General features: G+C 67.7%; 12 protein-coding genes and 1 pseudogene. 11 read left to right on the top strand and 2 right to left on the bottom strand.

The genetic code is table 11. The features are described 5' to 3' along the window. Nucleotides 1–1,341, top strand: a complete 1,341-nt coding sequence (locus R2601_RS06450; protein ID WP_040545186.1) for a S41 family peptidase — start codon at nucleotides 1–3, stop codon at nucleotides 1,339–1,341. 55 nt (nucleotides 1,342–1,396) lie between these two features. Further along, the gene (locus tag R2601_RS06445) at nucleotides 1,397–1,879 is read left to right on the top strand and encodes an RNA pyrophosphohydrolase (RefSeq protein WP_007795363.1); all 483 of its coding nucleotides are present in this window, start codon (nucleotides 1,397–1,399) and stop codon (nucleotides 1,877–1,879) included. A 129-nt stretch (nucleotides 1,880–2,008) separates the two neighbouring features. On the opposite strand, the gene R2601_RS06440 is transcribed toward R2601_RS06445, so the two are convergent. Then, the gene (locus tag R2601_RS06440; protein WP_007795360.1) at nucleotides 2,009–2,404 is read right to left on the bottom strand and encodes a VOC family protein; all 396 of its coding nucleotides are present in this window, start codon (nucleotides 2,402–2,404) and stop codon (nucleotides 2,009–2,011) included. 100 nt (nucleotides 2,405–2,504) lie between these two features. Here R2601_RS06440 and dapD point away from each other — a divergent pair, with 100 nt between their 5' ends. From dapD to R2601_RS06420, 4 genes are all read left to right on the top strand, one after another. Then, nucleotides 2,505–3,332, top strand: coding sequence for a 2,3,4,5-tetrahydropyridine-2,6-dicarboxylate N-succinyltransferase (dapD, locus tag R2601_RS06435; protein WP_007795358.1), 828 nt, complete (start codon nucleotides 2,505–2,507; stop codon nucleotides 3,330–3,332). Between the two features lie 167 nt (nucleotides 3,333–3,499). After that, a complete protein-coding gene (locus tag R2601_RS06430; RefSeq protein WP_007795355.1) occupies nucleotides 3,500–3,745 on the top strand; it encodes a GlsB/YeaQ/YmgE family stress response membrane protein in 246 nt (81 codons plus the stop codon). A 4-nt stretch (nucleotides 3,746–3,749) separates the two neighbouring features. Then, nucleotides 3,750–4,781 (top strand): sodium:calcium antiporter, encoded by a 1,032-nt coding sequence (locus R2601_RS06425; protein ID WP_040544423.1) that lies wholly within the window; start codon nucleotides 3,750–3,752, stop codon nucleotides 4,779–4,781. A 73-nt stretch (nucleotides 4,782–4,854) separates the two neighbouring features. Continuing rightward, nucleotides 4,855–5,187: a DUF8846 family protein gene (locus R2601_RS06420; protein WP_007795348.1), complete on the top strand. Its 333-nt coding sequence runs from the start codon at nucleotides 4,855–4,857 to the stop codon at nucleotides 5,185–5,187. 45 nt (nucleotides 5,188–5,232) lie between these two features. Here R2601_RS06420 and R2601_RS06415 read toward each other — a convergent pair whose 3' ends face one another. Continuing rightward, complete coding sequence (locus R2601_RS06415; protein ID WP_040545184.1) at nucleotides 5,233–6,306, bottom strand: Hint domain-containing protein; 1,074 nt, start codon at nucleotides 6,304–6,306, stop codon at nucleotides 5,233–5,235. Nucleotides 6,307–6,697: 391 nt separating this feature from the next. On the opposite strand from R2601_RS06415, the gene dapE reads away from it, so the two are divergent. From dapE to rimP, 5 genes and pseudogenes are all read left to right on the top strand, one after another. Next, nucleotides 6,698–7,843: a succinyl-diaminopimelate desuccinylase gene (dapE, locus tag R2601_RS06410; protein WP_007795343.1), complete on the top strand. Its 1,146-nt coding sequence runs from the start codon at nucleotides 6,698–6,700 to the stop codon at nucleotides 7,841–7,843. A 96-nt stretch (nucleotides 7,844–7,939) separates the two neighbouring features. Further along, a complete protein-coding gene (locus R2601_RS06405; protein WP_007795340.1) occupies nucleotides 7,940–9,340 on the top strand; it encodes a dihydrolipoyl dehydrogenase in 1,401 nt (466 codons plus the stop codon). An 88-nt stretch (nucleotides 9,341–9,428) separates the two neighbouring features. Next, nucleotides 9,429–11,141 (top strand): annotated as a pseudogene (locus tag R2601_RS27270) (ribonuclease R family protein); the annotation flags it as partial. Between the two features lie 108 nt (nucleotides 11,142–11,249). After that, nucleotides 11,250–11,738: a S1 RNA-binding domain-containing protein gene (locus R2601_RS27265; protein WP_311135724.1), complete on the top strand. Its 489-nt coding sequence runs from the start codon at nucleotides 11,250–11,252 to the stop codon at nucleotides 11,736–11,738. A gap of 276 nt (nucleotides 11,739–12,014) precedes the next feature. Then, a complete protein-coding gene (gene rimP / locus R2601_RS06395; protein WP_007795333.1) occupies nucleotides 12,015–12,602 on the top strand; it encodes a ribosome maturation factor RimP in 588 nt (195 codons plus the stop codon). Nucleotide 12,603 lies beyond the last annotated feature (1 nt).

The raw sequence follows: 12,603 nt of genomic DNA, 5'->3' as shown, positions 1-12,603 counted from the left end.
ATGAACAAGTTTCTGATGGCCGCGCTCGGTGGCACGGTCGCCGGCGTCGTCGCGACAACGCAGTTTGTCGGGCCGCTCCTGGCGCAGGAGAGCGAGAAGTCCGGCAGTGTCTACGAACAGCTCGACCTGTTCGGCGACATCTTCGAGCGCATCCGCGCGCAATATGTCGAAGAGGTCGACGAGGGCGACCTGATCGAGGCCGCGATCAACGGGATGCTGACCTCGCTCGACCCGCATTCGAGCTACCTTCCCCCGGACGACGCCGAGGACATGCGGGTGCAGACCCGCGGCGAGTTCGGCGGTCTCGGCATCGAGGTGACGCAGGAAGACGGCTTTGTGAAGGTGGTGTCGCCGATCGACGACACGCCCGCCTTCGAGGCCGGCATCGAGGCCGGCGACTTCATCACCCATGTCGATGGCGAGAGCGTGCTGGGCATGACGCTGGACGAGGCGGTCGACCTGATGCGCGGCCCGGTTGGGTCCGACATCGTGATCACCGTTGCGCGCGAGGGCGAGGAAGAGCCCTTCGACGTGACCATCACCCGCGACACCATCACGCTCACCGCCGTGCGTACCCGTCTCGAGGGCGACACCGTGGTGCTGCGCGTCACCACCTTCAATGACCAGACCTTCCCGAACCTGTCGGAAGGGCTTGCCGAGCGCATCGAAGAGGCCGGCGGCCTTGATGAGGTGAACGGTGTGGTGCTCGACCTGCGCAACAACCCCGGCGGCCTGCTGACCCAGGCGATCAAGGTTTCGGACGCGTTCCTCAACAAGGGCGAAATCGTCTCGACCCGGGGCCGCGACCCGCAGGATGGCGACCGCTACAACGCCAGCGAGGGCGATCTGGCCAGCGGCAAGCCGATGGTCGTGCTGATCAACGGCGGCTCTGCCTCGGCCTCGGAAATCGTTGCCGGCGCGCTGCAGGATCACCGCCGCGCGGTCGTGGTGGGCACCAAGAGCTTCGGCAAGGGCTCGGTCCAGACCGTGATGCCGGTGCGCGGCGACGGCGCCATGCGCCTGACCACCGCGCGCTACTACACGCCGTCGGGCCGCTCGATCCAGGCGCTTGGTGTGTCGCCCGACATCGTCGTGGAACAGCCGCGCCCGCGCCCGGATGACGGCGAGGAGGAGGCGGCGAACCCGTTCAGCCGCTCCGAGGCCGACCTGCGTGGCCGTCTCGACAATGACAGCCTCAGCGAAGAGGAAATCCGCCAGATCGAGCAGGAACGCGAGCAGGCCGAGCAGGCCGCCGCGCTGCGCGAAGAGGATTACCAGCTCGCCTACGCGATCGACATCCTCAAGGGTCTGACGGTGCTCGAAACCGAGAACCTCGAGTGATAGGGGAAAGGGCGGGGAATTCCCCGCCCTTCTTCTTTCAGCACAAGGCCGCCACATGACCCCCGAAGACATCGCCAAGCTTCCCTACCGCCCCTGCGTCGGCGTGATGCTCGTGAATGCCGACAACGAGGTCTTTGTCGGCCAGCGCATCGACAGCGAGGTGCCGGCCTGGCAGATGCCGCAGGGCGGTGTCGACAAGGGCGAGGCCCCGCGCGACGCGGCCCTGCGCGAGCTTTGGGAAGAGACCGGCGTGGCCCCGGAGCTGGTGAGCGTCGAGGCCGAGACCGAGGAGTGGCTGCCCTACGACCTGCCGCATGACATCGTGCCGCGGATCTGGAAGGGGCGCTATCGCGGGCAGGAGCAGAAGTGGTTCCTGCTGCGCTTCCACGGCAGTGACGATCAGGTGAACATCGCCACCGAGCATCCCGAGTTCTCGACCTGGCGCTGGCTGGCGGCGGACGAGGTCGTGGGCCAGATCGTGCCGTTCAAGCGCGACGTCTACGAGAAGGTACTGAGCGCGTTCCGGGGCCATCTCTGACGCTGGTCGCCGCCCGCACCTGTCACCTCGCGGTCGGCGGGTTCGCGGCGCCCAGGGATGCCTTCGGACAAGGGGACCCTGCGAGCGATATCGCAGGGTCTTGTTTTGCCGACTGAGGCGTGGGCGGCCTCAGGCGAAGCGGCCCTCGCGGGCCAGCACTTCGATCTGGTAGCCGTCGGGATCGGCTACGAAGAAGAACTTCGCCACCACCTCGCCCGTCGGGGCGAACTCCACCAGCTTGCGCGGGTTGAGGCCTTCGGCGGTGAAGCGGGCGTGCTCGGCCTCGAGATCATCGACCGACACCGCGAGGTGGCCGTAGCCGTCGCCCAGGTCGTAGGGCTCGGTGCGGTCCTTGTTCACCGTGAGTTCGAGTTCGAACCCGGTCTCGGCGTTCGAGAGATAGACCAGCGTGAACTCGGGGAAGTCGAGCCGGTCCGCCACGGTGAGCCCGAAGGCGGTCTCGTAGAAGGCCAGCGAACGCGCTTCGTCGAGCACCCGGATCATGCTGTGGATTGCCTTGGCCATGCGTCTCATCCTTTCCTGCGAAGGGCGACCTCGGGATGCGTTGCCGTAAGGCGGGTCGCCCGTTATAGGGCTGGAAACCGGATCGCACGAGGAGACACAGATGTCCAACGCACAGCTCGAAGCCGCCATCGAAGCCGCCTGGGAGGCGCGCGACACCATCACCCCGTCGACCGGGGGTGAAACCCGCGAGGCCATCGAGGCCACGCTCCACGCGCTTGACAGCGGCACGCTGCGCGTCGCGGAAAAGCTGGATGACGGCAACTGGCACGTCAACCAGTGGGCCAAGAAGGCGGTTCTGCTCGGCTTCCGCATCAAGGACATGGAGATGCAGGACGGCGGCCCGCAGGGCAGCGGCTGGTGGGACAAGGTCGACAGCAAGTTCAAGGGCTGGGGCGACAGCGAATGGAAGGCCGCGGGCTTCCGTGCGGTGCCGAACTGCGTGGTGCGCAAGTCGGCCTATATCGCGCCGGGCGTGGTGCTGATGCCGTCCTTCGTGAACCTCGGCGCCTATGTCGACGAGGGCACCATGGTCGACACCTGGGCCACCGTCGGCTCCTGCGCGCAGATCGGCAAGGGCGTGCACCTGTCGGGCGGCGTCGGCATCGGTGGCGTGCTCGAGCCCATGCAGGCCGGCCCGACCATCATCGAGGACAACTGCTTCATCGGCGCCCGCTCCGAGGTGGTCGAGGGCGTGATCGTGCGCGAGGGCTCGGTGCTCGGCATGGGCGTCTTCCTCGGCCAGTCGACCAAGATCGTCGACCGCGAGACCGGCGAAGTGTTCTACGGCGAAGTGCCGCCCTACTCGGTGGTCGTCGCTGGCACCATGCCGTCGAAGAACGGCGTGAACCTCTACTGCGCGGTGATCGTCAAGCGCGTCGACGAGAAGACCCGCTCCAAGACCGGCATCAACGAGCTGCTGCGCGACTGATCGCGGCACGACATCGCCAAGCCTTCCGCGCGGCGGTCCTTCGGGGCCGCCGCGTTGCATTTCAGCGGTCCGGGCGACGCAAATCCGATCCGAGGCTCCCGCTGCGGAACCTTCCGGCGCGCCGCATGTTCCCTTTCTGTTAACTGGAACTGACAGGGGTATATCTCATGGGTCTCGGCCTGATTGCATCCATCATCGTCGGCGGGCTGGCCGGCTGGATCGCCAGCATGATCATGAAGGCCGATACCGGCATTCTGATGAACGTCATCCTCGGCATCGTCGGCGCGGTGGTGCTCAACTTCGTGCTGTCGCTGCTCGGCATCTACGCGGCCAACACCTGGGTGCCGCAGCTCATTGTCGGCATCATCGGCGCCAGCGCGCTGATCTGGGTCGTGCGCAAAGTCCGAAGCTGACCTCTTGATGCAGGATCTCTCGCTCCCGCTCCTGCTGGGGATTTTCGCCCTCGCAGGAGCCATTGTCGTGGCCGCGTCCATCCGCGCCACGACCCTTGCAGACCTGATTGCCGACCGGACCAAGCTTGGCGAAGCGATGGCCGGCGGCATCCTGCTCGGCGGCGCCACCTCGCTGTCGGGCGTGGTGGTGTCGGTCACGGCGGCCTATGGCGGCGACGCCAGCTTCGCGGTGTCGAACGCCGTCGGCGGCATCGCGGCGCAGACGCTGTTCCTCGGGCTGGCGGACCTGTTCTACAAGCGCGTGAACCTCGAACATGCCGCCGCAGAGCCGGCGAACCTGTTCCAGGCGGTCATGCTGTTGATCCTGCTGTCGATGCCGATCGCCGCCATGGCCGGTCCGGATATCGCCTATTTCGGTGTCTCGCCGGTCTCGCTGGTGATGTTCCTCGGCTATCTCTGGGGCGTGCGGCTGTCCTCGATCGTCGGCGAGCGCCCGATGTGGCGCCCGGTCGAGACTTCGGACACCCGCAAGGACGAGCCGGACGAGGAAAACGATCCCAACGCCCCGGTGCTGCGGCCGGCACTGATCTTCGTCGGGCTGGTCGCCATCATGGGCCTGTCGGGCTGGGTCATCAGCCAGGTGGCCGGAACGTTCATCACCCGCTACGAGCTGTCCTCCAGTCTGGTCGGCGCTCTGATCACCGCGATCATCACCTCGCTGCCCGAACTGGTCACGACCCTTGTCGCCGTGCGTCGTGGTGCGCTGCAGCTGGCGGTTGGTGGGATCATCGGGGGCAACACGTTCGACACGCTCTTTCTGGTGTTCTCGGACGTGGCCTATCGCGACGGCTCGATCTTTCAGGCGGTGGGCGAGACCGATCTCTACTGGCTTGCCACGGGCATGCTGATGACCGCCATCCTGCTCGGCGGCCTGATCCTGCGTCAGCGCGAAGGTCCGGCGCGTATCGGCATCGAGTCGGTGCTTCTCATCCTGATCTACTGCTGCGCCGTGGCGGTCGAGCTCTTCGCGCCCTGAGTCTCGGCCCGAGCGGGGCTTGACTCGCGGCCATGCCTGCCGCATCCCGCCCGAAACGCGGGAGACGTCAGGCATGGCCAGCAAGAAACCATCGAGACAGCAGGTCTACACCCTTTTGGTCGAGGTCGGCCGCAAGGCCGGCGACGGCCTGCCCGACAAGTCCACCGGGGCTGCGCTGATGTGCTATGCCAGCGGAGTCGACGAGGCCGAGGCGGTGCGCGAGACCGTTGCGATCCTCAAGCAGGCCGATCTGTCGCCGCTCGATGTGACCGGCTACGGCACCGAGGAAGAGCGCCGGGCGCAGGGCCACGAGATCGAGGCTGACGAGCAGGAACTCATGGCGCGCGCGCTCGAGGAGAATTCCGTCATCGTCGCGCAGGTCACCCCGTTCTTCGACAAGGCTTGAGGTCGCCCAAGATTTTTCGGACGAAAAATCTTCTGCCCGCGCCGATCAGGCCACCCGCGCCTGGGCCAGCGTGATCGCCTCGAACGGGTGCAGCACCTGGTAGCCCTTGCGATGTTGCTCGGGCAGAAGCCCGGTCGGGCAATCGGCCAGCAGAGAGGCCCCAAGATGCGTCCGCGAGCGCCGCAGACGCCCGATATAGAGGCTCTCGAGCGCCGCACCGCCGGCCATCACCGCATCATGCGCCGGCAGCAGGAGTTGATGGTAGCGCAGCGTCATCGCGCCCTCCTCGCGCACCGCCGCAAAGCCGTTCACAAGGCTCAGCGCCGGCACCAGAACCGCCTCGCGCCCGAACAGGTATTCCACCTCCGAGCCGCCGATCACCAGCCGCTGGTGCGGTGACACGACGAGATCGCGGCTCAGGCCAAAATAGGGCGCGCGCAGCCGCACCGGCGTGAAGGAGCCAAGCGCCGGCACCACCCGGCTCAGCCGCTGCAACACCGGGGCGAGCTCGCCACAGCGGGTCCGGACAGTGTCGCCGCTCTGCAACTCAGCCACCGGCCGGGGCCCATCGAGCGTCTCGACCGGCACCCGGCCGGTGAGCGAGGGCATCGGCCCCACGGGCTCGACCTCGTCGGACACGGCGAAGAAGATCAGGTCGGGGTCAGTCCGGCAGAGCTGAGGCCGGCGCACCATGCTGAACAGGTCCTCGAGCAGAAGCGGCGGCGGGGGCGGGGTCTCGCGCAGGGCGGTGCGGTCGCTTTCGGGTCGCTCCAGCGCCAGCTGGCCCCAGCGCGCGGTCGAATCCCAGCTGAAAGTCACGCGCAGGATGTCGGTGCGGGCATCGTCGGGATATTGCAGCAGCGTGTGGAAGGCGTCGTCGCCTTGGCTCATCACCAGCACGATGCTGCCATTGGGCAGCGCCTGAAGCGAGAGCCCCCCGGGCCACGGGTGATGACGTTCGAAGGCCAGCAGGGTCTGCGGCCGGCCATCGGCCGAAAGCCGGGTCTCGATCAGCAGCGAGCCCTTGGCCAACAGCGCATCGCGCGGGCGCAGCGCGGCCTCGAAGACGCGGTCATCGGTCCAGCGGCGGCCCTCGCCCGAAATGGCGATCCAGCTCATGCGGCGCATTGCCCCGCGCGGCGATGACGTGAAGAAACCCCTGCCGTACCCATGCCTGTCACATTGCCCGTCGCGCGGCACGCGCGCACTGTTCCTTTGTGGCACGCCCGCATTGTTCCTCTTGCGGCCCTCGCGCGCTGTCCTTGTGCGCCTGCCCGGATCTTCCGTGTGGCGTCGTTTGACAGAGGGTTCCGCAAGATCCCAAGCGCCGCCGCGCTGCAGGCATTTTCCCCTTTTTTATGCATCGAGTCCTAGCACGAGCCGCCCTGACAGGCCAGTTCGATTGTCCTGTGACATAGCTGCGCGGCCGTCCCGACCCGTCCCGAGGCAGGGTTTGCCCTCGCGCGTCCATCGCGGTAGCCAAAGCGCAGACACAGCAAGGAACCGTGCCATGACGACCGATCCCGTCGCCCTCACCGCCGATCTCATCCGTTGCCCCTCGGTCACGCCCGACGAGGGCGGGGCGCTGGTGCTGCTGCAGGGGCTGCTCGAGGAGGCGGGGTTTGCCTGCACCCGGGTGGACCGAAACGGCACCTCGAACCTCTATGCCCGCTGGGGCGAGAAAGGGCATGCGCGCAGCTTCGGCTTCAACGGCCATACCGATGTGGTCCCGGTGGGCGATGCCGCGGCCTGGAGCTGCGATCCCTTCGGAGCTGAAATCCGCGACGGCGTGATGTTCGGCCGAGGCGCGACCGACATGAAATCCGGCGTCGCGGCCTTTGCCGCCGCCGCGATGGATTTCGTCACCGATACGCCCCCGGACGGCGCCATCGTTCTGGCGATCACCGGTGACGAGGAGGGCGACGCGACCGATGGCACCGTGGCGCTGCTCGACTGGATGGCCGAGCAGGACGAGCGCATGTCGGTCTGCCTCGTGGGCGAGCCGACCTGCCCGTCCGAGATGGGCGACATGATGAAGATCGGCCGCCGCGGTTCGCTCTCGGCGTGGTTCACGGTGACCGGCACGCAGGGCCACGCCGCCTATCCGCACCGGGCGCTGAACCCGATGCCGGCGATGGCGCGGCTGATGGACCGGCTGGCCTCGCACGAGCTCGACACCGGCACCGATCATTTCGACGCCTCGACGCTGGCGGTGGTGACCATCGACACCGGCAACCCGGCGACCAACGTGATCCCGGCGCAGAGCCGCGGCACGGTCAACATCCGCTTCAATGACATCCATACCGGCGCGGCGCTGTCGGACTGGCTGCGCGAGGAGGCCGCGAAGGTCGACGCCGCGTTCGGCACCACCACCGAGGTCAAGATCAAGATCTCCGGCGAGAGCTTCCTGACCCCGCCGGGGCCGCTCTCGGATCTGGTCGCTGCGGCGGTCGAGGCCGAGACCGGGCGCACGCCGGAGCTCTCGACCTCGGGCGGCACCTCGGATGCGCGTTTCGTCAAGGATCACTGCCCGGTGGTCGAGTTCGGGCTGGTCGGCAAGACCATGCACCAGGTCGACGAGAACGTGCCTGTGGACCAGATCGCGCGGCTGAAGGAGATCTACACTCGCATCCTGCGCGACTATTTCGCCGGCTGATCCGCGTCACGCCGCCGCGCGCCGGGAACCTCTGCCGGACACCGCCGGTTGATCGTCTGTAGCGATTGACCGGCGGGGCCGGGGGAAGGGAAAGCGATGGCGGATCTCACATGCGACGTAGCAATCATCGGGGCCGGGACTGCCGGTCTTGCGGCAGAGCGCAACGCCCGCAAGCACGGCGCCAAGACGCTGCTGATCGATCCGAGCTTCGCCGGCACCACCTGCGCCACGGTGGGCTGCATGCCCTCCAAGCTGCTGATCGCCGCCGCCCGCAGCGCCCATGGCGCGCGGCAGTCGGGGGTCTTTGGTGTCGAGACCGGCGAGGTCAGGATCGACGGCCCCGCCGTGCTGCGCCGGGTGCGCGAGCACCGCGACCGCTTTGCGCAGGCCACCCGCGACAGCATCATGGACCTCCCCGAGGAAATCCGGGTGCAGGCGCGGGCGCGCTTCACCTCCGCCACCACGCTCACACTCGATGACGGGCGCACGGTCGCGGCGAATGCGGTGATCATCGCTACCGGCTCGAGCCCGATGGTGCCGGGGCCCTTTACCGATCTTGGCGATCTGGCGCTGACCAACGAGACGGTGTTCGAGCTCGACGACCTGCCCGATAGCCTCGCGGTGATCGGTGGCGGGGTCATCGGGCTCGAGCTGGCGCAGGCGATGGCACGGCTCGGCGTGCGGGTGGCGCTGTTCGACCAGCAGGAGACGCTGGCGCAGGTGCGCTGCGCCAAGGTCCACGCCGCGCTGCAAGAGGCCATGGCGCAGGAGATGGACCTGCATCTCGGTACCGACCCGCAGCCGTCCGAGCAGGATGGCCGCGTGCGCATCGACTGGGAGGGCCAGAGCGAGACCTTCGACAAGGTGCTCGTGTCGACGGGGCGTCCGCCCAACGTTCAGGGCCTCGGGCTCGAGACCACCGGTCTCGCGCTGGACGACAAGGGCATGCCCGAGATCGATCCCGAGACCATGCAGTGCGGCGACGCGCCGATCTTCATGGCCGGGGACTCGAATGCCGGCCGCCCGGTGCTGCATGAGGCCTCGGACGAGGGGGCGATCGCGGGGCGCAACGCCGTGGCCTATCCGGCGCTGGTGCGCTCGGACCGCAAGGTGAACTTCGCCATCACCTTCACCGAGCCGCCGCTGGTGATGCTGGGTGACAGCCCCGATGACAGCGCCAAGATCGGTAGCGCCGACTACACCGATCAGGGCCGCGCCAAGGTGGATGCCGAAAACACGGGCCTTGCCCGGCTCTACGCTGCCGCGCCCGACGGGCGCCTGATCGGGGCGGATCTGTTCTGTCCGGGCGCAGATCACATGGGCCACCTGCTGGTGCTGGCCATCGGCCAGAAGATCACCGCCGGCGACCTGCTCGACATGCCGTTCTACCACCCGACGCTCGAGGAAGGGCTGAAGGGCGCGCTGCGCGAGATCTGCCACGCGGTGCCTCTGAACGTGCCGGGCGATCACGACACCGGCAACCCGCCGGGCGTCTAGGCGGGAAATTCCTCGCGGCCCCCGTCCTTGCGCCACGAAACGCCAGAATCGCCATGACGGGGGCGGTGCGCCGTGCTAGCTCAGGGCCATGAGCAAACTGCCGACCAAACCGGATATCCTCGACTGGATTGCCGCGAACCCGACCCTCACCTCGAAGCGCGACATTGCCAAGGCTTTCGGCATCAAGGGCGCGGCGCGGATCGACCTCAAGCGCCTGCTCAAGGAGCTGGAGCACGAGGGGCATCTGGAAAAGCGCAAGAAGACCTATCGCGACCCGGACCGCCTGCCGCCCGTCACGGTGCTGCAGATGAAAGCCGCCGACGAAAACGGCGACCAGTTCGCGCAGCCGCTGGAATGGCATGGCGAAGGGGTCGAGCCGACGGTTCTGTTCGTGCCCCGCGCCACCGATCCGGCGCTTGGCGACGGCGACCGCATCCTTGCGCGGCTGCAGGTGGTGCACGAGGCCGATCACAATTACGAGGCCCGGCTGATCCGCCGCATCGGGGCCAGCCCGCTCAAGGTCGTGGGGATCTTCCGCAAGGGCGCCGAGGGCGGCCGCATCCTGCCGATCGACAAGGGCTCGGACAAGGAGTGGACGGTGGCGCCCGACGCCACGCACGGCGCGCAGGACGGTGAACTGGTCGAGGCCGAGCAGGCCGGCCCCCGCGCCACCCGCATGGGCCTGCCGCGGGCGCGCATCGTGATGCGCCTCGGCGATCCCACTGCGCCCAGGGCAGTGTCGCTCATCGCGATCCACCAGCACGGCATCCCCGACGACTTCCCCGAGAAGGTGCTGGCCGAGGCCGACGCAATGAAGCCCGCCGGGCTCAAGGGCCGCACCGATCTGCGCGAGCTGCCGCTGGTCACCATCGACCCGTCGGACGCGCGCGACCACGACGATGCCTGTTTCGCCGAGCCTGACGAGGATCCCAAGAACCAAGGCGGTCACGTGATCTGGGTCGCCATCGCCGACGTGGCGCATTACGTGCGCCCCGGCTCGGAGCTGGATCGCGAGGCCAGGAAGCGCGGCAATTCGAGCTATTTCCCCGACCGGGTGGTGCCGATGCTGCCCGACCGGCTTTCGGGCGATCTGTGCTCGCTGCACGAGGGCGTGCCGCGCGCCTGCCTCGCGGTGCGCATGGTGATCGATGCGGAGGGCAACAAGAAATCGCACAAGTTCGTGCGGGGCCTGATGCGCTCGCCCGCCTCGCTGAACTACCAGGAGGTGCAGGCGGCATTCGACGGCGAGCCCAATGACAAGACCGGCCCGTTGCTCGAGCCGGTGATCCAGCCGCTCTATGCCGCCTACGCCGCGCTGCGCGACGCCCGCGCCCGGCGCGAACCGCTGGATCTCGACCTGCCAGAGCGCAAGGTGGTGCTGAGCGACGAGGGCAAGGTGACCTCGGTGAACTTCGTCGAGCGGCTCGACGCGCACAAGCTGATCGAGGAGTTCATGATCCTCGCCAATGTCTGCGCCGCCGAGACCCTGATCGCCAAGCGCACGCCGCTGCTGTTCCGGGTCCACGAGGAGCCGCCGGCGGACAAGCTCGAGAGCCTGCGCGAGACCGCCGACGCGGCGGGGCTGACGCTGGCGAAGGGCAGGTTCTGAAGACCGCGCATCTCAACAAGCTGCTGCACGACGCCGCCGGCAGGAGAGGCGGAGCTGATCAACATCGCCACGCTGCGCAGCATGACGCAGGCCTATTACAGCCCGAAGAACTTCGGACATTTCGGCCTCGCGCTGCAGAACTACGCGCATTTCACCTCGCCGATCCGGCGCTATTCCGACCTCATCGTGCATCGCGGCCTGATCAAGGCGCATGGCTGGGGCGATGACGGGCTGAGCGAGCACGAGATCGAGACGCTCGAGACCACCGCGCAGCACATCTCGGACACCGAGCGGCGCTCGATGATGGCCGAGCGCGACACCAATGATCGCTACCTCGCGGCCTTCCTCTCGGATCGGATCGGGGCCGAGTTCGGTGGCAGGATCAGCGGCATCGCCAAGTTCGGCATCTTCGTGAAGCTCGACGAGACCGGCGCCGACGGGCTGGTCCCGATGCGCAATATCGGCAACGAGTATTTCCATTTCGACCGTGAGGCCGGAACGCTTATGGGCGCGGACACCGGTACCATCATTACGCTCGGGCAGCGGGTGCGGGTGAAGCTTGTCGAGGCCGCACCGGTCACCGGCGGCATTGCGCTGGACCTGCTCGAGCTCGAGGATGCCGAGATGCCGCAGGGCCGTGGCTCGGGCCGGCCCGGGCGTGGCCGGGCGCGTGGCCCCGGCGGCCGTGGCCGCCCCAGCGGACCGCCGCGCCGAAAGGAGGCCAAGGCAAAGCGCAAGGACTCCAAGGTCAAGCGCAAGGTCACGCGGCGGCGCAACACCAAGAGCTGAGGCCGCCGCGGCCTGCGAGCGTCATGCGTTCCGGCGGTGCCGGGACGCACCGGGCGGGCCGTCGGGGCAGGGCGTCTCGCGGCGGTGGACGGTGCTGCCGCAGGGGCCGGGCATGCGGGGTTGTTTCCGCACCGAACGCCGCTGCCTCTTGCGGAATCGAATCGTGGAGCGTATATGCCCTTTCAACAGCGGCACGTCGGGTCTCTCCCGAGGTTCCACCGGGAAAGATCGACGGGCCGCGCGCCCGTTTTTTTGTGCTCAACCGGACCCGGACTCATGACCGACCTGATCGCCAAATCCGCCATCGACCGGCGCCTCGCCGAGATCGTCACCCCGGTCATCGAAGACCTCGGGTTCGAACTCGTGCGCCTGCGCCTGATGAGCGGCAAGACCGCCACGCTGCAGATCATGGCCGAACGTCCCGAGGGCGGCATCGAGGTCGACGAGTGCGCCGATATCTCGACCGCCGTGTCGGCGGTGCTTGACGTCGAGGACCCGATCATCGACGCCTACGCGCTTGAGGTTTCGAGCCCCGGCATCGACCGGCCGCTGACCCGGCTCAAGGACTTCGACACCTACGAGGGCTACGAGGCCAAGATCGAGACCCAGGAGATGATCGACGGCCGCAAGCGCTGGCGCGGCGTTCTCGCCGGGATCGAGGGCAGCGAAGTTCTGTTCAACATCGAGGGCGAGGGCGGCGAAGAGCAGACCATCGGCCTGCAGTTCGACTGGCTCAGCGACGCCAAGCTGATCCTCACCGACGACCTGATCCGCGACATGCTGCGTGCCCGCAAGGCGCAGGAAGTGGACGAAGACCAATTCGACGAAATCCAGGCCGACGACGCGGCCGCTCAGGAGGAGTAAG

The sequence above is a fragment of the Salipiger bermudensis HTCC2601 genome (assembly GCF_000153725.1).
Classification (GTDB): Bacteria; Pseudomonadota; Alphaproteobacteria; order Rhodobacterales; family Rhodobacteraceae; genus Salipiger; species Salipiger bermudensis.
Note: the sequence above shows the minus strand (reverse complement) of the source record. Positions and strands in the feature narration are given on the sequence as shown.

Coding starts and splice junctions, on each gene's coding strand:
- R2601_RS06405 (WP_007795340.1), top strand. CDS start 7,940: ATGGCGGATCTCACATGCGACGTAGCAATCATCGGGGCCGGGACTGCC.
- rimP (WP_007795333.1), top strand. CDS start 12,015: ATGACCGACCTGATCGCCAAATCCGCCATCGACCGGCGCCTCGCCGAG.
- R2601_RS06450 (WP_040545186.1), top strand. CDS start 1: ATGAACAAGTTTCTGATGGCCGCGCTCGGTGGCACGGTCGCCGGCGTC.
- dapD (WP_007795358.1), top strand. CDS start 2,505: ATGTCCAACGCACAGCTCGAAGCCGCCATCGAAGCCGCCTGGGAGGCG.
- R2601_RS06415 (WP_040545184.1), bottom strand. CDS start 6,306: ATGAGCTGGATCGCCATTTCGGGCGAGGGCCGCCGCTGGACCGATGAC.
- R2601_RS27265 (WP_311135724.1), top strand. CDS start 11,250: ATGATGGCCGAGCGCGACACCAATGATCGCTACCTCGCGGCCTTCCTC.
- R2601_RS06420 (WP_007795348.1), top strand. CDS start 4,855: ATGGCCAGCAAGAAACCATCGAGACAGCAGGTCTACACCCTTTTGGTC.
- R2601_RS06430 (WP_007795355.1), top strand. CDS start 3,500: ATGGGTCTCGGCCTGATTGCATCCATCATCGTCGGCGGGCTGGCCGGC.
- R2601_RS06440 (WP_007795360.1), bottom strand. CDS start 2,404: ATGGCCAAGGCAATCCACAGCATGATCCGGGTGCTCGACGAAGCGCGT.
- dapE (WP_007795343.1), top strand. CDS start 6,698: ATGACGACCGATCCCGTCGCCCTCACCGCCGATCTCATCCGTTGCCCC.
- R2601_RS06445 (WP_007795363.1), top strand. CDS start 1,397: ATGACCCCCGAAGACATCGCCAAGCTTCCCTACCGCCCCTGCGTCGGC.